Source organism: Streptomyces cucumeris, from assembly GCF_024295805.1.
Lineage (GTDB): Bacteria > Actinomycetota > Actinomycetes > Streptomycetales > Streptomycetaceae > Streptomyces > Streptomyces cucumeris.
The window spans coordinates 1-23,925 of the sequence record NZ_JANCLX010000032.1 but is presented as its reverse complement, the minus strand read 5'-3'; the positions used below and the strand labels follow the sequence as shown (position 1 = coordinate 23,925).

Genomic DNA, 23,925 nt, shown 5'->3' with positions numbered 1-23,925 from the left:
CGGACCTCACCCGTCCCCGCGCGCCTGCCGCGCGGTGGCCGCCTGGTCCGCGCGGCCCCCCGCACCGAGCAGCCCCGTCGCCTCGAACCGGGTCCGTTCGGCCAGCCGGGGCAGTTCGCGCCGGGAGAACCACGTGACCAGCACCGGCAGCAGCGGACGGACCGGCTGCGCCAGCCGCAGCCACGGTGGCGCGTAGACCGTGGCGGCACGCCGTTCGACGGCCGCCACCATCCGGGCGGCCACCGTCTCCACCGAGTGGACGCGTCTGGCCGGTGGCGGCATATGGGCCCGCAGCTCGCGCAGCACCGGGTGCTGGTCCGCGTCCCGGATCATGTCCGTGCCGGTCCAGCTCAGATAGGCGATCCCGACCCCCACTCCCTGGTGGGCCAGTTCGGCCCGCAGCGACTGCGCGAACGACTCCACACCGGCCTTCGAGGCGCAGTACGCGCTCATCATGGGTGCCGAGCCGAAAGCCGCCGTCGACGCGATCTGGAGGAAGTACCCGCGCGTGGCGAGCAGTCCCGGCAGGAACACCCTCGCCGTGATGGCACTGCCGATGAGGTTCACCTCGACGACCCGCCGCCACACCGCCGGGTCCGACCCGCCGAACGGACCGCCCTCCGCCACCCCCGCGTTGGCGATCACCACCGAGGGCGGCCCGATGTCCTCGTGGATCCGCGCCGCCACACGCGCCATCGCGGTGTCATCGGTGACATCCACCTCGAAGCAGTGCGTCTCACCGGGAAGGGAGTCCGCCACCTGCGCGAGGGTCTTCTCCTCCCGGCCCAGGAGGACCACCCGCATCCTTCGCCGCGTCAGCTCCCGCACCATCCCGGCGCCCAGACCACGTGCCGCCCCGGTCACCACCGCCAGACGTCCCGTCAACGCGCCGGCGTCGCGCACATGGCCCTCCGAAGCAGAGTGAGTGGTCCTCGGCGGAGCGCGTGGCCCCGCCCCCGCCGGAGCTCCCCGGCGTGCGGCCGCTCCTGGCATGATGCGCGCCGCCACCCGGCACTCCCGGCTGTCCGCCCATGCCACTCCCGAACCTCCCCCGGACGGCGGCACCGTCACACCGCGATCGCGTTGCCGCCGGTCCGGGGCGGACGCTAGAGTCGGCCGGGTGACTGCCGGGTCGGCCATGGGCCATGAACGAGTGAGGCGCCCGGCCCCGGCGTGAGCGTGGGGCGGGCCAGAGCTCCGCCCTTCCCTGCCGCGTACCGAGCCCTCCTTTTCATGGAACCCACGTCACCAAGAGAGCTGAACCGATGACGCACGATCAGCAGCACCCCCAGTCCTCCGCCACCGTCCAGCTGAACCACACCGCGGTCTTCGCCACCGACCGACGGCGCTCGGCCGAGTTCATCGCCACGATCCTGGGCCTCGAAGTCGCCCCGCCGTTCGGGCCGTTCCTGCCGGTCGACCTCGGCAACGGTGTCACTCTCGACTACTACGAGATGACCGACGAGCCCATACAGTCGCAGCACTACGCGTTCCTCGTGCCCGAGGAGCGGTTCGACACCATGATCGACCGACTCGAGGCGGCCGGGACCACCTATTACGCCGATCCGAGCCACACCGAACCCGGACGGGTCAACACCCTCTTCGGCGGTCGCGGCGCCTACTTCGATGACCCGGACGGCCACAACATGGAGATCATGACCACGCCCTATATCCGGCCCTGAGACATGACCCGGCGGCGGTCCCCCGAGTGGGGCCGCCGCCCCGGCCATGCTGTCCCCGAGCCCATGCCGGTGTCCACCTCGTGGCGCCGACGTGGTCGGGGCGCGTGGCGGTCGGACCCTGTTCCGCCGGGTCACGTTTTACGTATAACCTGGCGCGGCAGGTGTCAGCGCCGACAAGGGATCGTGATGACCGCGCGAACCAGTAACCTCCGCCTCGGCTTCATCGGACACGGGCGCCACGCCCGCGCCAACCTCTATCCGGCCATCGCGCTGGCCGGGCACACCCTCACCGCCGTCGCCACCCGCGACACGGCACGGGCCGAGGCCGCGGCGGCACTGCACGGAGCCGACCGCGGGTACGGCGACCACCGGCGCATGCTCGCGGAAGAGGACCTCGAAGCGGTGTTCATCAGTATCGACCCCGCGGACCAGGTGGCGGTCACCATCGACTGCCTCGAAGCCGGGGCCCACGTGTTCGTCGAGAAGCCACTGGGCATGAACGAGGACGAGGCCAGCCAGGTCGCGCGGGCCGCTGAGCGCTGCGGGCGCCAGGTCATGGTGGGCTTCATGAAGCGGCACGCGCCCGCCTACACGGGTCTGGCCGAGCTCATCCGGGACACCGGGCGGTTCGGTCCGGTGATGTCCTTCACCTCCTTCTTCGCCTTCAGCCCGTGGACCGATGAACTCCGCGACGACACCGGCCTCAGACTGGCAGCCGTGCACATCGTCGACCTCGTGCGCTTCCTCTTCGGCGAGGTGCGGGAGGTCACCGGCTACAACAACTCCCGGGGCGCCGACATCAGCATGACCTGCGCGGTGCGCTGCGACTCCGGTGCGATCGGCTCCCTCACATTCGCCGCCGCACCCTCCTGGAGCCGGGAGCAGGAGGAGCTGACCGTCACCGGGCGCACCGGGTTCGCCCGCGTGGAGAACCTCACCGACCTCGTGTCCCATCACCACGCACCCGGCGATGCGGCGGCCGACGCATGGCAGCGCCCGCAGGAGACGACCGTGGTGCGCCGCGCCGCGAACTCGCCCGCCAGCGGCGGTCATCGCGACCTGTATCTGCGTGGATTCGCCGGTGAGGTGGCGCACTTCCTCGAGTGTGTGAACACCTCCCGCACCCCCATCAGTTCGGCCGCGGACAACGTCGCGACGATGGCGCTGTGCGATGACATCCTGCGGTCGCTGGGCCGTCTGTAGGCGGGCGTCGCGCGCCGTGCCCCACGGAGGGTCCGTACGGATCGTGCCTCACACCCCGGCGGGGTAGGGTCTCGGCGGATCGAGTGGTGTTCGGCGTTCGACCGGGGGAGAAGCCGCGATGAGGGAAGAGACGCCACGGCCCGGCGCAGCGGGCTGTCTCGCGTGTCTGTGGGCGGGCCTCTTCGGCCTCCTGCACGTCTACTGGGCGGTGGGCGGCGACCGCGGGCTGAGCGTTTCCGCCGGGGAGGAGCTCGCCGCGGAGCGGCCGTTGTGGTTCGTCGTCAGCGGGCTGTGGGGAGTGGGCGCGCTCTGTCTGGCGGGTGCCCTGCTGGGATGGGCGCTGGCGCGGTGGCGGCTGCGGGGACGTGCAGGGTTCATGGCACGGTGGCTCGGCTGGGGCGTCGCCGCGATGCTGCTGGTGCGCGGCATCGGGGTCGAGGCGCTGCTGCTGGCCGATGCCGGTGGTCTCGACGCGTCGGTCAGCGAGGGGCAGCGGTTCTGGACACTGGCGCTCTGGAACCCCTGGTTCGTCCTCGGTGGTGTGGCCTTCGGCATGGCCGCGTTCACCGCCGGCCGGAGGAGCGAGGGCTAGCGACGGGTGCGTCCGGGGCACCTACGGGCCCGGGCGGTGGTGGCGCGGCGTACTCGGCGCCGAGCGTTCGTATGCTGACCCGCGGTGGCGCGGGACGGACGGGCGGGCGGTGCGGTCGGTGGCGACATTTGTGCTGGTGCACGGGGCGATGCACGGAGGCTGGTGCTGGGCCCCGGTACGCCGGAGACTCACCGCGGCCGGGCACGAGGTGTTCACTCCCAGCCTGACCGGACAGGGCGAACGGCGTCATGCGCTCACTCCTGAGATCGGTCTGTCGACCCATGTACGTGACCTCACCGAACTGTTGTGGTTCGAGGACCTCGCCGAAGTGCATCTGGTGCTGCACAGCTACGCCGGTGTGCTCGCGGGCCCGCTCGCCGAAGCCATCGGTGAACGGCTGGCCTCGCTGACCTTCCTCGCGGCCTTCCTCGTGGAGCCGGGGGAGTGTCTGCTGGACGTGGAGCCGCCCGAGGTCGCCGACGGCTACCGGCGGACCGCCCGGGAGCGGGGCGAGGGGTGGTTCCTCCCACCGGCACCCGCCTTCCTGGAACAGTGGGGCATCCCGGACGACCGGCGCTCCCACGTGGGTGAGCGGCTGACGGCCTTTCCGCTGCGGTGCCAGACCGATGCCGTGCACTACGACCCCGCGCCGCTCGCGGCTCTTCCCGCCACCTACATCCGGCACACCCGGCCACCGCTGGAGAGTCTCGACCGGTCCTACGGCCGTGCGGTGCGGGCGGGTTGGGACATCCGGGAGATCGCCTGCGGACATGACGTCATACTGGCCGAACCCGAGCGGACGGCGGCGATGCTGGAGTCGATCGCGGGTGGCTAGGACATGGCCGGGGGAGTGTCCTCCTCGGGCGCTGCCATCCGCAGTCCGCGGCTCACCGCCTGCCGGTCGTCGATCCCGATGCGGCGCAGGAGAGCCCAGCGGTCGAGGAAGGTGCGGGCATCCTCGGGGTCATAAGCCGCTGGAGGGAGCCGGGGCAGACGTTTTCGGCCGGTTTCGTCCAGCCGGTAGGGGACGGTGAACGCCGTGTCCCATTCGGTGAGGTGTGCCGCGAAGCGCGCCTCGGCCTCCGCGGCGCCGGTCCCCAGATACTGGGCGATCTCCGCCCAGGAACTTCCGCGCTCACGCTCGTAGACCACGGCCGAGGCGAGGGCCCGTTCCGCGAGTTCGACGAGCTGGAGGGCCTGGCTCACCCGGCCGCCGGGCCCGCAGTCAGGATCGTTCCCGGTGGCCACCAGACCGCCGGCGCTGTCGGCGACGTCCACGGCCTCGTCGCACAGCACCAGGCGGGCCAGCGCCTCGCGGGTGAAGCGGGCACGGTCGGCGTCATAGGGGGTCGTCTCCGTCACGGCCACAGCATGGCAGCGCGGATCCGCCGACGACATCCGATTTCACGCGCGTGGGTGTCACGTCCCCAGCCGCTCCTGCCACCGCCGGAACTCGGCCACCGGGTCCCCGTCCCGCCACCACGGCCACTGGGTCACCCGGCCGCCCAGCAGCTTGAAGACGTCTCCGGCCTCATGCTTCCGGTTGGCGGTGATGAGGGCGTACGCCAGGAGGTTCAGATCGGCCAGGGCCGCGGCGTGGTGGAAGAAACCCGGCTTCCGCCAGGTGTCGTACGCCCGGTCCAGCGCCTGGGACACCGCGGGCTGGGCCCAGTGGTTGCGGGCGAGGAGGGCTTCCATCCCGCCCCGGTCCAGCACCGTGTGGTACTGCATGACGTGGGCGGTCAGCTCCACCGCGGCACATGGCGCGTTCGCGGGCATCTGGGCCCGCATGCCGTCGATGAACTCCAGGACGTGCATATGGGAGCCGCCCTCGTCGGGCGAGAGGAACTCGAGCATGCTCATATGGGCTTCGCGATGCCACCGGTCGCGGGACAGCAGCTCCTGCCACAGCGCGAACACGTCCGCGCGAGGATAGCGCTCCAGACGGTAGACACCCAGCATCACCACCCATGGTGTGGGGTCGTGCTGATTGAGCTCGGCGGCCCGGTGGCACGCCTCGAGCGCCGCGGCGGCATCGGGCGTCGCGCCCTGGCCCCGGCCGCGGACGAGCTGGACCCAGGCGTGGAGCACCAGGGCGTCCGGGTTGTCCGGTTCGCGGGTGGCCCAGTCGGACGCGAGGTTCGAGTCGGACAGCGCATGGGCCAGCACCGAGACGCGATGGGCCCGGCGGTCCCAGTCGCCCGGGCTCCGCTTCAGCACACCGCTCACCCGGGCCGCGCCCAGCTCCGCGGCGCCGATGGTCCCCCAGGCGCTCGAGTCGCGCAGCATTTTCACGAGCTTGCCCAGCTCCCCGTCGTCGAGTTCAGGAGTGAGGCGCGCTCCATTACGGCGAAGAGAAAACAGAGGCATGATCGCAAGGCTATGAGCACAGCGCCGCAGGGCAAGCCATCGGAGGAGATCGTTATCCCACGCATATCTACGGGGTGGTCGGCCATCCGGATGGTGAGATCTCGCGAGGGGCGCTTGACACCTACGGCGATGCCGGTAGGGCGACGCAGGGGAACCCCGGGGTCCGGTACGCGGTAACCGGACCCGGCCGCGTGGCACATGTCGGCGCCGTTACGCGGAGTCTGCGGGCGGGTACCGCCCCAGGGCCTGATGGCGCCATGACGCCATCCAAGCCCGGGGGCCTGTGGCGCCGCACCCGGTTTCCGGGCCGGGTGCGGGCCGGTGCTGGGGTATCGGCTCACTGCTCGGGGGCCGGCGGCCCGCCGTAGCCGTGGGCCGAGAGGTCGAACCAGTTGCCCTCGGGGTCCATCGCCCGGTACTCGGCGAAGGGACGGTTGGTGTGGCGTTCGGCGGGCGCCGCCGCACCGGCGGCCCGCAGCCTTTCGGCCGTGACATCGGTGTCCTCGACCTGGAACCCGAAGTGGTTCATGCCCACGGGCACATCACCGTCGAGACGGTGGGCGATCAGGGCGAGGGTCAGATATCCGTCGCTGAGGAAACAGCTGCCGTCCGGGTCCCGGTGGAAGACCTCCATGTCGAAGACCTCCGTGTAGAACGCGGCGAGCTTCTCGGGGTCACGGGCGACCATGGCCAGGTGGCGGAGTGTGGGCTTGCTCATGGGAAGGGGGTTCTCCTCGGTGTGGGGGTTCACGGCGTGTGCGGGTTCACGACGTGCGGGGCGGGCGCAGCGGCACCATGTTGTGGAAGGCGATGACGGACCACCGGCCGGTGGTGGTGTCGCACTGCACCACGGCGAGGGCGTGGGTGTCGGCCAGCGGCTGTCCGTCCGGTCCTGTCACCGTCGACTCGGCGTCGACCGTGGCGATGTCCGGGTGCGGATAGCGGATCTGCCGTACCCGGGCGGTCAGTGTCGACCCGCGGTACACACCGTGGAACAGCGCCGCGTGTCCCTCGGCGATCCCGGCGCGGCCCGCCGGTTTGTCGCCCCTGACGGTGGTGAAGTCACAGTCCTCGGAGAAGTTCGCGGCGAAGCCGGTGGCGTCTCCGTGCGCCCAGCACTCGGCCATGCTCCGCCACAGCGCGGTGATGTGTTCGTCGGACGGCGCCATCAGCACACCACCGCCTCGGCCTCGAGGGACCGGGGATCGCCGGGGACGGCCCGGACGCGCAACGGGAGTTCTTGGCATCCGGCGCCGGGGTGACCGGGCGGTGGCGGGGCCCAGGCCGCGAGGGCGTGGTAGAGCGCCCCGCCACGGCGTTCCAGATAGCAGATGATGTTGACCGGCCATGCCGTGGAGGCGAAGACGTAGTCGTCCATGGGCGTCGGGCATTCGCTCAGCGTCATCGAACGCTCCTGTGGGGGCCCGATCCTGTGCCAGTCGGGATGCATATGGATCGAGCCCAGGAGCTCCAGTCCCTCGGCCTCCGCCTCGCGGGAGGCGCGCAGCAGATCGCGGGAATCGACCCACCAGCCGCGGGACTCGTTCTCGTACATGGACCCGTACGTCGGCACGATCGACTCGGCGAACTCGCGGCGTGCGGCAGGGTCGCGGACACGTGCGTTACCGGCGAAGGCGAGGCGTTCGACGTGGATGACGCCCTCCTCCTCGGTGCCCACGAGAAGGGCGAAGCAGGGCAGCGGTTCCTGAGGGGTGATGCGGTCGTACTCGGTGCTGGCGGCGATCAGGAACGCGGTCAGCGCCTGATCGTCCATCAGCACGGTGGGGGGTGGTGCAGCTGTGTACACGCTGGATAAGCGCATGACGAACAGCCCTCCGAGGGTGAGCCTGGCGGGTGAACGGCCGTGGTGCGGCGGTGGCCGAGGTGGCAGGACGCTATCCAAAAAGTTCTTGAGACTTCAAGATGTGTGTCCTGTCGAGGCTGTGGATCCCCGGAGCGGAAGCGAGTGCACGGCCGGTGGACGGCCGTCCGGTGCCGGGGTGCCAGGAGGGGGCGCACCACGCGGTCCAACAGCGGGGCGGCCAGAAAAAGTTGAAGGATCCCGGGGGGACGGTGCACGGCCCAGGTCGCCGGCGGGAGGGGGCGGCGCGGCGCGGGGCGATGTCCGGGCACGCTGCGGCGACGACGGCGAGGCGTACCAGCGGGCGCGCCATCGGCGGGGAAGCGGAGCAAAGGGGAGAAAGAAGGGGAAACCGGAGAAGCGGGTAGGCGGAGGCGCTCCGCCGTCCCGTGCGCCGTGGGCGCGGTCGGAACCGGCGGAGCCCGGCCGGCGTCTCAGATGCCGAACTCCGCGGAGGACAGCCCGAGCGTGCCGCACACCTCGCGCAGGATCTGCTCCTCGGCGGGCGCCACATAGCCGTCCGCACCGGCCACCACGATGCCCGTCTGGACCACGGCTCGTGCCTCGGCGGGCTTCTTCGCCGCCTTCGCCACCTCCTGGAGGGCCTCCGCCTTGCCGCGGGCGAAATCCGTCATCATCAGGTCCACGTGCTTGTTGAAACGGGTGCGCAGCTGCTCGGGCGGGAAGTTCTGCAGCACGTCGTTGGACAGGATCAGCGACTCGACATGCTGCCGCTCTGCGGGGTCGACCTGGCCGTCGGCCGCTGCCACCAGGGCGCACACGGCCATGCTGGCGTCGCGGTAGGCGCCGCTCTTCAGCTCGGTCTTGAGCGAGGAGAGCTGTGTCTTGAGCACGCCGACGAGCTGGGCCTTGGACCCGCCACGCGAGCCGGAGCTTCCGTGCCCTCCGGAGCTCCCGTGCCCCTGGCCGCTCCGCTGCTGTTGGAGGGCCTTGGCCTGGTCCTTGAGCCGATCAAAAATCGCCACTGCTGCCACCTCGGCTTCGCCGCGTCCTTCGTCATCGGACACGCGTTGTCACGTGCCACCCCGGCAACGTACACGGGCGTCATCGAGTTCCTTGCCGGGCCGGGCCCGCGTTCCCCGGCCCCGGCCCGGCCGCGGCGCCGTGCCCCGCCTCAGCCGAGCTTGTCCCACTGCTTCTGGAACGTCTTCCTGAGATCCACGGTCTCGGCCCTGGTGGGGGTGCGGGCGGGCAGTGGCCTGCCGAACTCGCTGAAGTCCCACGTATTCCCCCAGGAGGTCTCTTTGGCGTCCCGGATCCTCAGGGGAAGCGGCTTTCCCTCCAGGGCGACATAGACGGTGACCTTCCGGAACCCGTGGGACGTCACGGGGAGGGCCTTCCGGCCGCCGATCTCGACCACCGAGCCCTTGGTGGCGCCCTCGCCCTTCCATGCGTCATGGGATTCCCGGAGCACCTTTTCGGCGTCGCGGCACCCTCCGAGGCGGGCGGTCAGGTCGAACGCTCTGGCGTAGCCGTACTTGCCCTTCAGCTTCTCGGCCACCCCCGGGCCCATTTCCAGGTCCCACAGACTGGTGTCGGTCTTCACCCAGGCCATGTCACCCCGCTTGATCGTCTCGTTCCTGGGCCCGAGGCGCACCTGTCCGTCGGTCTTCTGTCCACCCTCTCTCGAGGTGGCGGTGCAGTTGCCGGACATGTCGACCCGCGCATCCGCCGTCGGCCCCAGCACGGACGACGTCGTCCGTATGCGGACCGTGTCCGCGTCCCGGAGCGCGTTCCTGGACTTGGCCAGCACGGTCTTGGCGGGCAGTTTCTCGATACCGGACCGGGTCGGTGAGGGCGATGTGTCACGGGAGCCGCTCTTGCCGTTGGGCTCGGTGTTCGTCTCCGTCCCGCAGGCGGCCGTGAGGAGGGCCAGTGAGACGGCGGACGCGCTCACGACCGTGTGGCGCGCAAGGGTCTTCAGCATGCTCGGTTCCTGTTCTCCGTCGTTCCTCGTGTGATGTGGTGCGGCGCGATGGCGATGTCGGTGGTGTCTACGGATACACGAACCGCCGGGGTAGGGGTGACCTGGGGTTTTTCCCTAGTGCGCGGCGCGAAAGGGGCATCTGTGCCGCCTTCCGGCGGCCATGTCTTACGAGATGGTGACGCACTCCGGCGAGACCGCCTTCGGGCGTGCGAGTGTTGCCAGACTCTGGCGCCAACGGGGCGCCCTACGACCTGCGTACGGCGCCTGGCCCCGGAACACGATGGAAGCGAGCACCTCATGAGGCAACGGCACAAAGTGAACGGCACGCGGCGCAAAGCCCTGTTCGGGCTCGCCGGGCTGGTGCTCGGAGGTGGCGGGCTGGTGGCCATCAACGTGGGAGCCAACGCCAGCAACTCCGGTGAACCGAGCGCCGGTGGTGTGAGCTGTCCCGAGGTGAAGGACCGGCTGGGAGACATTCCCCGGGCGGCGTCCGCGGAGGTGCGGCGCAGCCTGGACCTGATGCGGCGGGATATCGAAGCCGCGGACACCAGGCTCTCCTCGGAGCAGGGCGTGTCCTCCCGCACCGTCCTCGACCCCCTGCTCGCCAAGCGATCGGCCATCCTGGAGCGGATCGAGATAGCCGTCGAACGGACCGGCGCCGAGCGCCCGAAGGACCTCCAGAGCCTCGCGGCCTGTACGGTCGGTGATACGGCGACCACGCCCGCACCGAGCGGCAACGGGGAGCAGAGCCCCCAGCAGCCGCCGGCCACCGGCACACCGCAGCCCACCGGCGGACCCGCGCCGGCGGACTTCGTGGACATCACCAAGGTCCAGCCCAATGTGCGGCCGGTGGCCAATGGCCGTGCGGCGTCCAAGGGCGCGTTCCGCACCCGGTGCGGTGTCAACAAGGCGGGCCGGTTCAACTCGGACAACGTCATCGTGGCTCCGGGCGTGAGCAACGGCGCCCACCACACCCATGACTACGTCGGGGCCATCGGTGTGGACGCCTTCACCGATGACCGTTCCCTGGCCGCGTCCCGGACCACCTGCACCAACGGTGACCGGTCCACCTACTACTGGCCGGTGCTGCGGGACCGCGACGGCGTCCAGGAGTCGGACGCCGACCAGCAGGGTGGCGGTGCCGAGGGGAACACCGGGAAGATCCTCACCCCCGCGCGCGTCTCACTGCAGTTCATCGGCAATCCGAACGCCAAGGTCACCGCCATGCCGCGGTTCCTGCGCATCATCACCGGTGACGCCAAGGCCAATGCCAATGGCGGCGCCAACGCCAACGCCCGTTTCACCTGCACCGGGTTCGAGAACAAGGTCGAGCTGCGCGACAAGTACCCGATCTGCCCGAAGGGCAGCAACCTGATGCGCGTGGCGAAGTTCCAGAACTGCTGGGACGGCAAGAACACCGACAGCGCCAACCACCGCTCACACGTCGCCTTCGCCGATGAGCGTGGAGCGTGTCCCGCTGGCTTCCGGCCGATCCCGCAGCTGGTGCAGCGGGTCACCTACAAGGGTCTCGCCGGTTCGACCGCGTTCGCCATCGACAGCTTCCCCGAGTCGATGCACAAGCCGGTCACCGACCACGGCGACTTCATCAACGCCATGTCGAAGCGGCTGATGAAGAAGGCCGTCAGCTGCATCAACTCCGGCCGCCGCTGCGGCTGAGACAGACCGCGGACAGCTCCGGGGACCGACCGTCCCCGGAGCGATGGCCGTGCGAGCGGTGTCCTCCGCGCCGGAGGGACCGTGCGGCAAGCCGGGGAGGACCGTTCGGGTGACACTATCCGCCTCCCGCCCCACGGCCACACCGCCGCGTGGTCGGCCACCGCCGGCGCCGTTACGGTCGTCCCGAGGGCGGAGGTGGCTGATGCAGGTGGGACTGCATGCGCTCGGCATCGGGAACGGCGCGCGACCGCGGATCATCCGCGCGGTGGCGGAGGCCGCCGAAGCACACGGCTTTGCGACCCTGTGGGCCGGTGAACACATCGTCATGGTCGACACCCCGTCCTCCCGCTACCCCTACTCCGCCGACGGCCGGATCGCCGTCCCCGCCGACGCGGACTGGCTCGACCCCCTGCTCGCGCTGACCTTCGCCGCGGCGGTGACCACCCGGATCGGTCTGGCCACCGGCATTCTGCTGCTCCCCGAGCACAATCCGGTCGCGGTGGCCAAACAGGCGGCGACGCTCGATGTGCTCTCCGCCGGGCGGTTGACCCTGGGGGTCGGTGTCGGCTGGTCCGCCGAGGAGTTCGCCGCGCTCGGCGTCCCCTTCGCGCACCGTGGCCGCCGCACCGCGGAGTACGTCGCCGTCCTGCGCACCCTCTGGGACCGTGATGTGGCCTCGTTCGAGGGGGAGTTCACCCGCTTCGAGGGGATCCGGGTCAACCCCAAACCGGTGCGTGACCGGCGGATCCCGGTCGTGGTGGGCGGGAACAGCGACGCGGCACTGCGCCGGGTCGCCGCCTTCGGGGACGGCTGGTACGGCTTCAACCTCCCCGCGGAGGCCGTCGGCGAACGCGTCCGGGCTCTCCGGGAATACCGCGCGAGTCACCACAGCCCGGCCACGGAGCCCACCGTCGCCGTCGCCCTGAGCGATGGCGGCCCCGAACAGCTGCCCGCTCTGGCCGAAGCGGGGGTGACCGAACTGGTGGTGGTCGGAGCGCCACCGGACACCCCGGACGCCGCCACCGCCTGGGTGGCCGAACTCGCCGACCGCTGGATCACACCGCCGGGGTGACGCCCGCGAGCGGTTACGGTTCGATCAGGCCGACGCGGATCGCGTACCGGGCGAGCTCCAGCCGGTCCTTCAGACCCAGCTTCTGCAGGAGGTTGGCGCGGTGGCGCTCCACGGTCTTGACGCTGATGACCAGCAGATCGGCGATCTCCTGGGAACTGTGTCCCTCGGCGACGAGTTTGAGGATCTCCTCCTCGCGTTCGGTGATGGCCCGCTCCGGGATGTCCTCGCCCTCCCTGGCGCGGTGGAGGTAGTTGCGGATCAGGGCGTTCACGGCGCCGGGGTAGAGGAAGGGTTCGCCGCGCATGGTGGCGCGGCAGGCTTCGACGAGATCGCGGTCGGCCACGGACTTCAGCACGTAGCCCGAGGCTCCGGCCGCCAGCGCCTCGAAGAAGTACTGCTCGTTGTCGTACATGGTCAGGATGAGCACCCGGGTTCCGGGCTGGACACGGGAGAGCTCACGCGCCGCCTGCAGACCCGTCAGCCGTGGCATGGCGATATCGAGGATGGCCAGATCGGGGCGGTGGGCGCGGGCGGCCTCCACGGCCTCGGCGCCGTCGGCCGCCTCCGCGACGACGGTGAGATCGGGTTCGCTCTCGAGGATGAGGCGGACTCCCCGGCGGACCAGGGCGTGGTCGTCCGCCAGCAGGATGCGGGTCTCGTTCGCCTCGGACACGGTCATGGGCTCCGGTGGTGGGTGGGGACGGCCAGTCCGACGTCGGTGCCGCGCTCGGCGCCGGGCCCCAGCGTGAGGTCGGCGCCGATGAGCAGAGCGCGTTCGCGCATACCGCGGATACCGGCGCCTTCCGCGGCGTCCCCGAGGCCGTGGCCGTCATCGCGGACCCACAGTTCGATGCCCTCGGGGGTGCGGGTGAGCGCGAGCTCGACGCGGTGGGCGCCGGAGTGGCGGGCGGCGTTGGTCAGGCTCTCCTGCGCGACGCGGTAGAGGACGAGCTCGGTGTCCTTGTCCAGGTGCGGCAGGTCGCCGTCGATGCGGTGGCGCACGTCCAGGGCGGAGCTGCCGAACTCATCGGTGAGGGCTTTCAGCGCACTGGTCAGGCCCAGCTCCTCCAGCACCCCGGGGCGCAGCCGGCGGGCGATGCGGCGGATCTCGTCCAGGCTGGTGCGGGTGGTCTCCTGGACCTGGTGGAGTTCCTCGCGCACCGCGGGCGGTGCCTGGACGGCCACCCGCTTCAGTTCCAGCAGGACGGCGGTCAGTGTCTGGCCGACCTCGTCGTGGAGCTCCTGGGCGATCCGGTGGCGTTCGGCCTCCTGGGCGGACAGGGCACGTGCGGCGCTGGTGGCGCGCTCGGCCTCCAGCCGGTCGAGCATGGCGTTGAACGTCCTGATCAGCTCGGCCACCTCGCTGTGCCCGCCCGCGGCCGGGCGCCGTCCGGGGCGCAGCAGATCGGTGGTGGTCATCGCCCAGGTGAGCCGTTGCAGCGGTGCGAGCCCGATGCGCAGCAGCACACCGTTGGCGATGAGCATCACGGCCAGCCCGGCCAGCAGGATGCCCGCCTCGGTCAGCAGCACCGGGGTGGACACCGTGACCGGTCCGAGCAGCAGCGCGGTGGCCACGATCAGGATCACGGCGTTGAGCAGGAAGATCCGCCAGAACAGGGGCATCGTGGGCTGCCTCCCTCCGGTGGCCGCTTTCTTCCACTATGGCCGTCACGGCCATGGTGGGGCCGGGTGCGCGCCGTGCGCATCGGTGGCCGCACCCAGGGGGCGGACATCCGGATGGGAGGCGGCCACCTGCCGATATGGGTGCTGTCACCGATACCGGGGCATGGGGGTCCCATGTGACCGTGGCAGTGACACCGAGACCGCCGCCCATGGGAGGAGGAGCCATGGCACCCACCGGTGACACGCTGCTGACCGATCTCGCGGAGCGGACGGAGCGGAGCGCTCCGCGCTTCGCCCGCGGGCTGGGCACCGGGCAGCCGCGCAGGCCGCGGGAGTACCGGCGCGGACCGGCCTGGATCCTGCTGGCCGTCTCCCTGGCCATGCTGGCCCTGGGCCTGGCGCTGCCCCATGGTCTGCTCCTGGCATCGGGCCTGGTCACCACGGGGGCGGCGGTCCATCTGCTCACCTCAGCGGGCGGGCAGCGGGCCGACCGGCCCCGATGACCCCCCGCCGCCCGTCCACCGTCCGCGCCCCGACACATCCGCACGCCCCGTGCCCGAGCTGCCGAAGGTGGTGACCCGTGGGACATGCCGACACCCTGCTCGCCATGGGCGGCGCCTTCCTGGCCGCCGCCGTACTCGCCCGGCTCGGCAGCCGCATCGGCCTGCCGACCATTCCCCTGTTCATGCTCGCCGGGATCCTGCTCGGCCCGCACACCCCGGGACTGGTCCTGGTCCAGGACGCACACGACTTCGAGATGCTCTCCGCGCTCGGTCTGGTGCTGTTGCTGTTCTACCTGGGCCTGGAGTTCCACCTCGACGACCTCAGAAGCGGTGGCCGGCGTCTGCTGGCCGCCGGTGGCATCTATCTGCTGCTCAACGTCGGAGCGGGACTGGGGTTCGGTTTCGCGCTGGGCTGGGGTGCCCGGGAGGCCCTGGTCCTCGCCGGGGTGCTGGGCATCTCCTCCTCGGCGATCGTCACCAAGATCCTCATCGATCTGGGCCGTATCGCCCACCCGGAGACCCGGCTGATCCTGGGCGTCATCGTGGTGGAGGACATCTTCCTGGCGCTGTACCTGGCCGCGGTCCAGCCCGTCATCAGCGGTGCCGAGGGCATGGGGGAGACGGTCACCCAGGCGGCCAAGGCGTTCGGATTCCTCCTGGTGCTGGCCGTCGCCGCGCGCTACGGCACCCGGCTGATCGGCCGCCTGGTCGCGGTCCGGGACAACGAACTGCTGGTCATCAGCTTCCTCGGCGCCGCCGTGCTCATCGCGGGGGTGTCCGAGATACTCGGGGTCGCCGACGCCATCGGTGCCTTCATGGTCGGCCTGATCCTCGCCGGGACGCCCGCCGGGCCACGGATCCGCAAGCTGGTGCACCCTCTGCGCGACGCCTTCGCGGCCATCTTCTTCTTCGCGTTCGGACTGGCCATCGACCCGGGCGACATGGCGTCCGTCGCCGCTCCGGTGGCCGCCGCGGCGGCACTGACCCTGGTGGTGAACGTGGCTGCCGGACTGCTCGTCGCCCGCCTCTACCACTACGGTGCCCAGCCCGCGGCGGAGATCGCCACCACCCTGGTGGCACGTGGTGAGTTCGCGCTGATCCTCGCCGCCATGGCCTCCAGCGCGGGACTCCACAGCCGCCTCGCCCCGTTCATCGCCGGCTATGTCCTCGTCCTGGCGGTGCTGGGCCCCGTCCTCGCCGGGCGCGCCCACCTCCTCGCCCGCGCCCTGCGGGCCGCCCCGGTCCTGCTGTCCGGGCCCCGGACCCGTACGCCGACGGTGCCGCACACCGATACGGCATCCGCGCCGCCGGAAACCGTCACCGCGGCCCCGTACGGCAACGGCGCCGACGGCCGCGGATGAGAGGGCGGACCGGGCGGCTCCGTCCTCCGCGGACACCTCGACGGCGGGCCAACGACGCCTGGTCATAATGGGTTTGCCGGGCAGTGGCGGCGTTGCTACTGTCGCGCCAGCGCGAGAGGCGCGCGATCAGCGGGACAAGGAGGTCGATGAATATGGCCGCGGTGAGCCTTCATCGGCATGCCCTTGTCCGGCCCGCGGGCTGACCCCGCGCGGTCCGGTCATTCCAACTCATCAGGAGTGACACGTGACGTCCTCATTCTCATCCACACCGCTCGATCCCACGCAGCTCGACCTGACCACCGACCGTCTCGTCCTGCGGCCCTGGACCACTAACGAGGCCACCGCGGTGGTCGCCGGCACCAGGTCGTCCCACTGGGCGGAGGACTTCCCCGCCGACGGTGACCGCGTCATCGCGAGCCTCTTCGGTGACCACCCCGACTGGCTCGGAGTACACGGCCACCGCCTGGTCCTCGAGCGTGACAGCGGTCAGGTGGTGGGCTCGCTCGGCCTCTTCTGGCCTCCCGCCGACGGCACCCTGGAAATCGGCTACGGCATCGTCGAGTCCCGACGTGGCCGGGGCTACGCCTCCGAGGCCACCCGGGCGCTGACGGAGTTCGCCCTCACCGCTCCGGGTGTCCGGACCGTGTTCGCCAACGTGGAGCTGTCGAACCCGGCCTCCGTGCGGGTGCTGGAGAAGGCGGGTTTCCGGCGCTGGACCTCCGAGGAGCATACGGCGAAGTTCCGGTTCACCGGCGCTGACCAGCACGGATAACAGCACTGGTGGGGTCGGCGGTCCCGCGCCGGCCCCACCGGGTCGTCGCCCTGCTTCTCCGGCGATGGGTGCCCGGTGCGAACCGCCGGGGGGCTTGTGATGTCCTTCTGAATATGCGCACGGTCGTCGGCGGGATACGCCAGCTGGTCAGGTTCACGATGCTCCAGATGCGCTGCTGCGTATTCGCGGTGGCGCTCCTCGGCGGTATCGCCGTCTCCCGGGTGCTGCCGGATCTGCCGATCGCACGGTATGACCTGGTGCTCGTCTACGGTGTGCTGCTCACCTTCGTCGCGCGCCGACTGGGGTGGGAGAGTCGGCGGGACACGATGGTGATCGTCGCATGCCATGGTGTCGGCCTGCTGTTCGAGCTGGTGAAAGTGCATATGGGGTCCTGGAGCTACCCCGAGGACGCCGTGACCAAGGTGGCGGGCGTGCCACTGTACGGCGGGTTCATGTACGCGGCCGTCGCCAGCTATGTGTGCCGCGCCTGGGACCTGTTCCAGTTGCGCTTCACCGGTTACCTCGCCACCGCGACCTCCGTGGTGGCGGCGGCCGTCTACCTCAATTTCTTCACCCACCACTGGCTCCCGGACGCCCGCTGGATCCTGGCCGCCGCGATGCTGGCCGTCACCGCCCGGGCCTCGGTCGGTTTCACCGTCGGGGACCGTCGCTACCGGATGCCGCTGGCGCTCTCCTTCGTCCTCATCGGCTTCTTCCTGTGGGTGGCGGAGAACGCGGCCACCTACGTGGGCGCGTGGAGCTACCCCCATCAGCTCGGTGGCTGGCAGCCCGTGGCGCCCAGCAAGTTCGGTGCCTGGGCGCTGCTGATCAGTGTCACCTTCGTGCTGGTCGAACGTGTGAAGTCCGGCGGACACCGGGCGGCGAGCGAGCGCCGAACGGGCGCGGCGGACCGTCTCACTGTGTGACACCACTGACCAGGGCGCGGGGGCAGTTCTCGGCCGCGTCCGGGTGGGAGGGGGCGTTCGGGCGCGCGGCCGGGTGCGGTGGCGCGGTGACCGGTGGGCTGCCGGGGCTCCGGTGCAGCGCAAGTGGGTGAGCGGCGCGGTGCCACGGGCCGGGCCCGTGGTGGAACCGGTCATGGTGCGGTGGTCCTTCGTGGCCGGCCGACGACGTTTCCGGATCTCATCCCACATATGTCCGACTCCATGAGATCGACGGTGTTCAGCGCCTTGGACTCGCTGCCGAGTTCGAATTCCCTGGAGGCTCGAATTGATGGTTTCCGGTGAGTAGGGAGATCCTCCCTCCGCCCTTCCGGAGTGCGTTCGGCCGCTATATCAAGGGCACCTCGGGGGCTGGTGGAACACTGACTGAATCCCGAGGGTGTTGATCGGTTAAGCGGTTCGTGATGTTAGGCTCGCCGCTGATCGTCACTGATTCCCTTCCCGATCGCCCGGTCTGACTTTCCGTCAGTGGGCCTGGAATTGCTCATGAGTTCGAATCATCCATTCATTGGCTGGACCAGGCGGTCCGTCCGGTCCCTCTCGAGGATGTGTCCGGTGAATACCGGGAATAGTTGCCCGGAAGGCCGTATGAATTCGAAGTGACGTTCAGTCGCTGCTCTCTGTTTTCGATTGGAGTGAGTCATGTCCCTGGGGTACTTGTTCGGCGGCGGTGTGGGCAATGAGCCACATGGAATCGAGCTCTACGAGACATCTCCCCTGATGCGTCGGCTGTACGAGCAGATATCCGGATGGACCGGTCTCACGCCCGAGCAGATCCTCCGTGACGAGCTGCCCGAGGGCCAGGAGCGGCGGCAGAGCGTGGGGAGCATCCGGGAGGCGGCGCTTGCGATGGCCGTGCACGACCTCCTCGCCGACGCGGGTCTGAGACCGGCGGTCATCGGCGGGTTGAGCCTGGGGGCGATGACCGCCAGCGCACTGGCCGGGGCGCTCGACCGGCAGGAACTGTTCGCCATGCTGACCCGGGCCGGAAGCGTGCCCGACCCCGGGCCCGACGATGTCGCGCAGGGTATGGCCCTGGCCTTCGTCCCGGCGGGGGGTGCCGACGCCGCGCGGCCGTGGGAGGGCGTGGCCGGTGTCCATCCGGCCGGGGACTTCGGGCCGACCGTCGACGGTTCCCAGCGGATCCATATGCTGGCCGGCCACCAGGCGGCCCTGGAGGAGCTCGCCGCCGCGGTCCCACCCGGGTCGATCGTGCCGCTGCCGGGCCGGACCATCGCCGTCCACTCCCCGCTGCGCGCGCCGTACCGCGACTTCATGGCGCCGTACATCGCGTCCATGCCCTTCACCGCACCGAGCGTTCCGCTGCTCTCTTGCCTGGAACGCGGGGCGATGAAGACCGAGGACGATGTGCGGTCCATGTTCCTGCGGAATGCGACCGAGCCGATCAGCCTGGTCCACCTCTACGAGGGAATGCGGGACTGTGGAGTGCGGTTGGGTCTGGTGATGGGGCCGTCCATCCCCGAAGGGCTGCTCGACTTTCCCTTTCCGGTGGTCCATGTGGCGCGTCCCGAACACATCGAACTCGCCGTCAGTACCGTGTACGAACTGGGTCTCGATTTCTCCGGCACGCAGGGTCGGTGAACATGACAGAAGTCCTGCGGGAAACCGACCCCGACATAGTGGTGCCGGACCTCGACGCCTTGGTCTCGAAATGGCTGGATGTCGATATCGACCAGTGGACCCGCCAGGTCGTCCGGAGGACGTTCGACCCGGATTCCGGAAGTCCCTACTGGCTGGGACGAGCAGCCGGGCTCGGCTTCGATCCCCTCGACATCACCCGTTATGAAGAGCTCACCGCCTTCGGCCCGTTCCCCATGGCAGACCTGCGCACCCGGAACCCGGAGGACCTCGTCCCGCGGGCGGTGCCCCGGCCCCTCGCCGGGCGGGTCTGGGACACCGGTGGCACCACCGGCCGTCCGTGCCGGGTCTTCTACACCCCCGACATGCTGCGGCACCGTGGGGTCTGGCGCCGCTGGTCCTTCGTCCGGGAGGGTTTCGCCCCCGGCCGGACCTGGTTGCAGGCCACTCCCACCGGACCGCATCTCATCGGCCACGGGGTGTGGGAGGTCGCCGACCTCCACGCGGGACAGGTGTACGCCATCGACATGGACTCGCGGTGGGTCAAGCGGCTGATCCGCGAAGGGCGCCTCGCGGACGTCGAGCGCTACACCACGCACCTCCTGGAGCAGATCACCGATGTCCTGGACCGGGGCGGCGTCGACTACCTCAACACCACCCCGGCGCTGTTCGAGGCCATGAGGCGGCGGTGTCCCGAGGCCGTGGCGGGCCTGGGCGGTGTGCGTGTGAGCGGAACCCAGATCAACACCGCCATGTACCGTGACTTCCTGGCCGCGCTGGACGGCGGTATCTGCGGTATCAGCTATGGCAACACCTTCGGCAACGCCGCCTGTGCCGGGGTGGGTCCGGAGAGCCGGTCGATCCCGTACCTGCCGAACTACCCCCAGGTGACCATGGCGGTCGTCAGCAAGGGCGACTGGTCCTCCGTCGTCGCCCCCGGCGAAACGGGGCAGGTCCGTCTCACGGTGCTCCACGAGAACCTCTTCCTGCCGAACATCCTGGAACGCGACCAGGCGGCCCGCTACACCGACGACGACTGGCCGTGTGACGGCGTCGCCGATGTCCGCCCGCTCCAGATGACGAACTCGGCACCCGAGGGTCTGTACTGACTCGTCGTCCGACGCACCGGGCCCCCTCCTCATGGCACGACACGCTCTGCCGTGCCCCAGGCCGCCGTCGAGGGGTCAGTGCTCGACTCTCCGTTCCCTCAAGAATCCCCCACAACACGCGAAGGAGTCATGGCGTGATGGCGTTCACATCCCCTGCCGGGCAACCCGTCCTGTGGACCCTGTCCGCGGATGGCCGGGGAGCGCTGAGGGCGCAGGCGCGGCGGCTGCGCGACCACATCGAGCCGGCGGCGCCCACCAGCCCCGCCGACATCGGACTCGCCCTCGCCCGGATGCCCCTCGCCCCGGGGCCGCGCGCCGCGCTCACCGCGGACGACCTGGAGGGATTCAAGGAACGGCTCGACGCGCTCGCCGACGGCCGCGCGATGCCGGGCCTGGCCGAGGGAACGCCCGCCGACGCGGGCGGTGTCGCCTTCGTCTTCCCGGGGCAGGGCGCGCAGTGGCCCGGTATGGCGAGCCGGCTCCTCGATGAATCAGTGGTGTTCCGGGCGCAGGTGGACGCCTGTGCCCAGGCCCTCGAACCCCACGTCGACTGGTCACTCCTGGACGTCCTGCGCGGCTCCGGCGGCGCACCCGCCCTGGAGCGGCCGGACGTCGTACAGCCGGCACTGTTTGCGGTGGGCGTCGGCCTGGCCGCGGTGTGGCGCGCCCACGGTGTGCAGCCGACGGCGGTCCTCGGTCACAGCTGTGGGGAGATCTCCGCCGCGGCGGTCTCCGGCGCCCTCACCCTGGATGACAGCGCCCTGGTGGTGGCGCGGTGGAGCCAGGCACAGGCCACGCTCAGCGGACGCGGGGAGATGGCCTCCGTCATGGCGTCCCGCGCCCGGCTGGAGCCGCTGCTCGAACCCTTCGGCAGCGACGTGGTCATCGCCGCGGTGAACGGGCCCCGTTCCGTCATCGTGTCCGGTGCCGCGGCCGCCGTGGCGGAAGCGGTCGAGCGTCTGACCGCCGCCGGTGTCCACGCCCGGCGGATCGCCGTCGGACTCGCAGCCCACTCTCCGCACATCGATGCCATCGTCCCGCGTCTGCACACCGAACTGGCACCGGTCCGGCCGCTCGCGGCCACCCTCCCGTACTACTCGGGACTCACCGGAGACCTGCTCCGCGAGCCCGTCCTCGACGCCGCCTACTGGGCCCGCAACCTGCGGCAACCGGTCCGGTTCGACGAGGCCACCGCCGCGCTGCTGCGTGACGGCCACCGCATCGTTGTCGAGGTCAGCCCGCATCCGGTGCTCACCTCGGCGCTCCAGGCGACCGCCGAGGAGCGAGGCACCGACGCCCGGGTCACCCCCACACTCCGCCGGGACCGCGGAGGCCGGACCCAGTTCCTCATCTCCCTGGGCGACGTGTACGTCCACGGCGTCACACCCGATCTGGACCCGGTCTTCGCCGGACTCGACGCCCGTCCCGCCACCTTGCCCCATGACCTCCGGGACCACGACGGTGTGCCGCGGGAGGAGGACGACGAGGACACCGGTGCCGGGCGCGGGGCCCGGTCCGGGACCCTCCGCGAGGAGCTGGACGGGCTCACCGCCGCCGGACGGCGTGATCGGCTCCTCCGGCTGGTGCGGCAGGAGGCCGCCACCGTCCTCGGGGGCGGTCCCGTCGACCCCGACACCACCTTCATCGGCCTGGGCATCGACTCGGTCACCGCCGTGGAACTCCGTAACCGGCTCATCGCCGCCACCGCGACCAACCTGCCGGTGACCGCGGTGTTCGAACACCCCACCCCCAGGGCCCTGGCCGAGCGGCTGTGCCCCGGGTTCACGGCCGACGCCGAGACCGATGACACGGCGGTACCGCAGATCCCCCTCACCCCCGGTGACGACGACCCGGTGGCGATCGTCGCGATGGGCTGCCGCCTGCCCGGCGGTGTCGACGGGCCGGAGCGCCTCTGGGAGTTGCTGAGCGAGGGCGCCGACGCCGTGTCGGCGTTCCCCGTCGACCGCGGCTGGGACGTGGCGGGCGCCGACCGCACCCATCAGCGCGAGGCCGGATTCCTCTACGACGCCGACCGGTTCGACGCCGCGTTCTTCGGTATCTCGCCGCGTGAGGCCCTCGCGATGGATCCGCAGCAGCGGCTGCTGCTGGAGACGTCATGGGAGGTCTTCGAACGCGCCGGAATCGACGTGACCTCGCTGCGCGGCAGCCGGACCGGTGTGTACATGGGCGTGATGACCATGGACTACGGGCCCCGGCTCCACGAGGCCACCGATGCCAGCGGCCATGTGCTGACAGGCAACGCCGCGAGTGTGGCGTCCGGCCGTATCGCGTACACCTTCGGTTTCGAGGGCGCGGCCGTCACGGTGGATACCGCCTGCTCGTCCTCGCTGGTGGCACTGCATCTCGCGGTCACGGCACTGCGCCGCGGTGAGTGCTCCCTCGCCCTGGCCGGTGGGGTGACCGTGATGCCGACACCGGGCATGTTCGTGGAGTTCAGCAGTCAGAACGCCCTGTCGGCCGACGGACGCTGCAAGGCGTTCTCCGCGGCGGCCGATGGATTCGGCCTCGCCGAAGGCGCGGGAGTCCTGCTGCTGGAGCGGCTGTCCGATGCGCGTCGGCATGATCATCCGGTGCTGGCGGTGGTGCGGGGTTCGGCCGTCAACCAGGACGGTGCCAGCAACGGCCTGACCGCTCCGAGCGGTTCGGCCCAGCGCAAGGTGATCCGGGCGGCTCTGGCCGATGCGGGGTTGGTGGCGCGGGACGTGGATGCGGTGGAGGCGCATGGTACGGGTACGACGCTGGGTGATCCGATCGAGGCGGGGGCGCTGCTGGCTGCCTATGGTCAGGGGCGGGCGGAGGACCGGCCGTTGTGGCTGGGCTCGCTGAAGTCCAACATCGGCCACACCCAGGCGGCGGCCGGTGTCAGCGGTGTCATCAAGATGGTCCTGGCCATGCGCCACGCCCTGCTCCCGCGGACCCTGCACATCGATGAGCCCTCCCCGCATGTGGACTGGAGCGCGGGCCAGGTACGACTGCTCACCGGGCCGGAGCCCTGGCCCGGACACGACCGGCCACGTCGGGCGGGGGTGTCGTCCTTCGGCGTCAGCGGCACCAATGCCCATGTGATCCTGGAGCAGCCGGTCGAGCCACTGGCCGCCGTATGCCCCGCGCCGGAGGACCGCGCTCCCGTCCCGTGGACACTGTCCGCCCGGAGCGAGACCGCTCTGCGGGAGATGGCGCGTCGCCTGACCGCCCATCTCGGGGACCGGTCCGAAGTGACCGCTGCCGATGTCGGACTGTCCCTGTGCACGGGACGGCCCTCACTGGAGCACCGTGCGGTGGTGGTCGGGGACCGTGACGCGCTGTTGGGCGGATTGGCCGCGTTGGACGGTGGTGTGCCGTCGCCGGTGGTGTTATCCGGCGGCGGGGTGGTGTCCGGCGGAATGGTGTTCGTCTTCCCGGGGCAGGGCTCGCAGTGGGTGGGGATGGCGGCTGAACTGCTTGATCAGAGCGCGGAGTTCGCGAGGGGGATCGCGGAGTGTGAGGTGGCGTTGGCGCCTTATGTGGAGTGGTCGTTGGGTGAGGTGCTTCGTTCGGGGTCGGGGTTGGGCCGGGTGGATGTGGTGCAGC

Annotated in this window: 23 protein-coding genes; 13 read left to right on the top strand and 10 right to left on the bottom strand. The window is 70.6% G+C overall.

All coding sequences use genetic code 11. The annotated features are described in order from the left end of the window. Positions 1–6: 6 nt before the first annotated feature. On the bottom strand, positions 7–903 hold the full coding sequence (locus tag NMK44_RS32935; protein ID WP_254750010.1) for an SDR family oxidoreductase: 897 nt from the start codon (positions 901–903) through the stop codon (positions 7–9). Positions 904–1,265: 362 nt separating this feature from the next. Here NMK44_RS32935 and NMK44_RS32930 point away from each other — a divergent pair, with 362 nt between their 5' ends. From NMK44_RS32930 to NMK44_RS32915, 4 genes are all read left to right on the top strand, one after another. Beyond that, entirely contained in the window at positions 1,266–1,682 is a 417-nt protein-coding gene (locus tag NMK44_RS32930) for a VOC family protein (protein ID WP_254750008.1), read from the top strand. A gap of 186 nt (positions 1,683–1,868) precedes the next feature. Beyond that, a complete protein-coding gene (locus NMK44_RS32925; RefSeq protein ID WP_254750005.1) occupies positions 1,869–2,885 on the top strand; it encodes a Gfo/Idh/MocA family protein in 1,017 nt (338 codons plus the stop codon). A 118-nt stretch (positions 2,886–3,003) separates the two neighbouring features. Beyond that, a complete protein-coding gene (locus NMK44_RS32920) occupies positions 3,004–3,477 on the top strand; it encodes a DUF3995 domain-containing protein (RefSeq protein ID WP_254750003.1) in 474 nt (157 codons plus the stop codon). A gap of 118 nt (positions 3,478–3,595) precedes the next feature. After that, on the top strand, positions 3,596–4,312 hold the full coding sequence (locus NMK44_RS32915; protein WP_254750001.1) for an alpha/beta hydrolase: 717 nt from the start codon (positions 3,596–3,598) through the stop codon (positions 4,310–4,312). Here NMK44_RS32915 and NMK44_RS32910 read toward each other — a convergent pair. The 7 genes from NMK44_RS32910 to NMK44_RS32880 form a co-directional block, all read right to left on the bottom strand. Continuing rightward, the gene (locus NMK44_RS32910) at positions 4,309–4,839 is read right to left on the bottom strand and encodes a hypothetical protein (RefSeq protein ID WP_254749999.1); all 531 of its coding nucleotides are present in this window, start codon (positions 4,837–4,839) and stop codon (positions 4,309–4,311) included. The genes NMK44_RS32915 and NMK44_RS32910 overlap by 4 nt on opposite strands. A 57-nt stretch (positions 4,840–4,896) precedes the next feature. Then, entirely contained in the window at positions 4,897–5,847 is a 951-nt protein-coding gene (locus tag NMK44_RS32905) for a hypothetical protein (protein ID WP_254749997.1), read from the bottom strand. Positions 5,848–6,184: 337 nt separating this feature from the next. After that, positions 6,185–6,565, bottom strand: a complete 381-nt coding sequence (locus NMK44_RS32900) for a VOC family protein (RefSeq protein WP_254749995.1) — start codon at positions 6,563–6,565, stop codon at positions 6,185–6,187. Between the two features lie 46 nt (positions 6,566–6,611). Next, on the bottom strand, positions 6,612–7,016 hold the full coding sequence (locus tag NMK44_RS32895; protein WP_254749993.1) for an SgcJ/EcaC family oxidoreductase: 405 nt from the start codon (positions 7,014–7,016) through the stop codon (positions 6,612–6,614). After that, on the bottom strand, positions 7,016–7,621 hold the full coding sequence (locus NMK44_RS32890; RefSeq protein WP_254750152.1) for an MPN domain-containing protein: 606 nt from the start codon (positions 7,619–7,621) through the stop codon (positions 7,016–7,018). The genes NMK44_RS32895 and NMK44_RS32890 overlap by 1 nt, the downstream gene beginning before the upstream one ends. Positions 7,622–8,142: 521 nt before the next feature. Beyond that, on the bottom strand, positions 8,143–8,694 hold the full coding sequence (locus NMK44_RS32885; RefSeq protein ID WP_254749991.1) for a tellurite resistance TerB family protein: 552 nt from the start codon (positions 8,692–8,694) through the stop codon (positions 8,143–8,145). 149 nt (positions 8,695–8,843) lie between these two features. Then, the gene (locus tag NMK44_RS32880; protein ID WP_254749989.1) at positions 8,844–9,656 is read right to left on the bottom strand and encodes a hypothetical protein; all 813 of its coding nucleotides are present in this window, start codon (positions 9,654–9,656) and stop codon (positions 8,844–8,846) included. 297 nt (positions 9,657–9,953) lie between these two features. On the opposite strand from NMK44_RS32880, the gene NMK44_RS32875 reads away from it, so the two are divergent. Further along, positions 9,954–11,333 carry a DUF1996 domain-containing protein gene (locus tag NMK44_RS32875; RefSeq protein ID WP_254749987.1) on the top strand — a complete coding sequence of 460 codons (1,380 nt, stop codon included), beginning with the start codon at positions 9,954–9,956 and terminating at the stop codon, positions 11,331–11,333. Positions 11,334–11,535: 202 nt separating this feature from the next. Then, entirely contained in the window at positions 11,536–12,405 is an 870-nt protein-coding gene (locus NMK44_RS32870) for an LLM class F420-dependent oxidoreductase (protein WP_254749985.1), read from the top strand. A 13-nt stretch (positions 12,406–12,418) separates the two neighbouring features. On the opposite strand, the gene NMK44_RS32865 is transcribed toward NMK44_RS32870, so the two are convergent. Then, positions 12,419–13,084 (bottom strand): response regulator, encoded by a 666-nt coding sequence (locus tag NMK44_RS32865; RefSeq protein ID WP_254749983.1) that lies wholly within the window; start codon positions 13,082–13,084, stop codon positions 12,419–12,421. Further along, positions 13,081–14,028, bottom strand: a complete 948-nt coding sequence (locus NMK44_RS32860) for a HAMP domain-containing sensor histidine kinase (RefSeq protein WP_254749981.1) — start codon at positions 14,026–14,028, stop codon at positions 13,081–13,083. Before NMK44_RS32860 ends, NMK44_RS32865 begins: the two co-directional genes overlap by 4 nt. A gap of 224 nt (positions 14,029–14,252) precedes the next feature. On the opposite strand from NMK44_RS32860, the gene NMK44_RS32855 reads away from it, so the two are divergent. The 7 genes from NMK44_RS32855 to NMK44_RS42240 form a co-directional block, all read left to right on the top strand. Further along, positions 14,253–14,531 carry a DUF3040 domain-containing protein gene (locus tag NMK44_RS32855; RefSeq protein WP_254749979.1) on the top strand — a complete coding sequence of 93 codons (279 nt, stop codon included), beginning with the start codon at positions 14,253–14,255 and terminating at the stop codon, positions 14,529–14,531. 77 nt (positions 14,532–14,608) lie between these two features. Next, positions 14,609–15,892: a cation:proton antiporter gene (locus tag NMK44_RS32850; RefSeq protein ID WP_254749977.1), complete on the top strand. Its 1,284-nt coding sequence runs from the start codon at positions 14,609–14,611 to the stop codon at positions 15,890–15,892. Between the two features lie 244 nt (positions 15,893–16,136). Next, positions 16,137–16,664: a GNAT family N-acetyltransferase gene (locus tag NMK44_RS32845; RefSeq protein WP_254749975.1), complete on the top strand. Its 528-nt coding sequence runs from the start codon at positions 16,137–16,139 to the stop codon at positions 16,662–16,664. 113 nt (positions 16,665–16,777) lie between these two features. Then, the gene (locus NMK44_RS32840; protein ID WP_254749973.1) at positions 16,778–17,590 is read left to right on the top strand and encodes a DUF817 domain-containing protein; all 813 of its coding nucleotides are present in this window, start codon (positions 16,778–16,780) and stop codon (positions 17,588–17,590) included. A gap of 678 nt (positions 17,591–18,268) precedes the next feature. Further along, positions 18,269–19,228, top strand: a complete 960-nt coding sequence (locus tag NMK44_RS32835; protein ID WP_254749971.1) for an ACP S-malonyltransferase — start codon at positions 18,269–18,271, stop codon at positions 19,226–19,228. Between the two features lie 2 nt (positions 19,229–19,230). After that, complete coding sequence (locus NMK44_RS32830; protein WP_254749969.1) at positions 19,231–20,334, top strand: acyl-CoA synthetase family protein; 1,104 nt, start codon at positions 19,231–19,233, stop codon at positions 20,332–20,334. 137 nt (positions 20,335–20,471) lie between these two features. Next, the coding region (locus tag NMK44_RS42240; RefSeq protein ID WP_302888905.1) for an acyltransferase domain-containing protein at positions 20,472–23,925 on the top strand (3,454 nt) is incomplete at its 3' end.

Bases quoted from the DNA above. Each gene is read 5' to 3' on its own strand.
- NMK44_RS32865 (WP_254749983.1), bottom strand. From the start codon at position 13,084: ATGACCGTGTCCGAGGCGAACGAGACCCGCATCCTGCTGGCGGACGAC.
- NMK44_RS32870 (WP_254749985.1), top strand. From the start codon at position 11,536: ATGCAGGTGGGACTGCATGCGCTCGGCATCGGGAACGGCGCGCGACCG.
- NMK44_RS32860 (WP_254749981.1), bottom strand. From the start codon at position 14,028: ATGCCCCTGTTCTGGCGGATCTTCCTGCTCAACGCCGTGATCCTGATC.
- NMK44_RS32905 (WP_254749997.1), bottom strand. From the start codon at position 5,847: ATGCCTCTGTTTTCTCTTCGCCGTAATGGAGCGCGCCTCACTCCTGAA.
- NMK44_RS32895 (WP_254749993.1), bottom strand. From the start codon at position 7,016: ATGGCGCCGTCCGACGAACACATCACCGCGCTGTGGCGGAGCATGGCC.
- NMK44_RS32855 (WP_254749979.1), top strand. From the start codon at position 14,253: ATGGCACCCACCGGTGACACGCTGCTGACCGATCTCGCGGAGCGGACG.
- NMK44_RS32925 (WP_254750005.1), top strand. From the start codon at position 1,869: ATGACCGCGCGAACCAGTAACCTCCGCCTCGGCTTCATCGGACACGGG.
- NMK44_RS32835 (WP_254749971.1), top strand. From the start codon at position 18,269: ATGTCCCTGGGGTACTTGTTCGGCGGCGGTGTGGGCAATGAGCCACAT.
- NMK44_RS32900 (WP_254749995.1), bottom strand. From the start codon at position 6,565: ATGAGCAAGCCCACACTCCGCCACCTGGCCATGGTCGCCCGTGACCCC.
- NMK44_RS32930 (WP_254750008.1), top strand. From the start codon at position 1,266: ATGACGCACGATCAGCAGCACCCCCAGTCCTCCGCCACCGTCCAGCTG.
- NMK44_RS32875 (WP_254749987.1), top strand. From the start codon at position 9,954: ATGAGGCAACGGCACAAAGTGAACGGCACGCGGCGCAAAGCCCTGTTC.
- NMK44_RS32920 (WP_254750003.1), top strand. From the start codon at position 3,004: ATGAGGGAAGAGACGCCACGGCCCGGCGCAGCGGGCTGTCTCGCGTGT.
- NMK44_RS32830 (WP_254749969.1), top strand. From the start codon at position 19,231: ATGACAGAAGTCCTGCGGGAAACCGACCCCGACATAGTGGTGCCGGAC.
- NMK44_RS32880 (WP_254749989.1), bottom strand. From the start codon at position 9,656: ATGCTGAAGACCCTTGCGCGCCACACGGTCGTGAGCGCGTCCGCCGTC.
- NMK44_RS32840 (WP_254749973.1), top strand. From the start codon at position 16,778: ATGCGCACGGTCGTCGGCGGGATACGCCAGCTGGTCAGGTTCACGATG.
- NMK44_RS32890 (WP_254750152.1), bottom strand. From the start codon at position 7,621: ATGGACGATCAGGCGCTGACCGCGTTCCTGATCGCCGCCAGCACCGAG.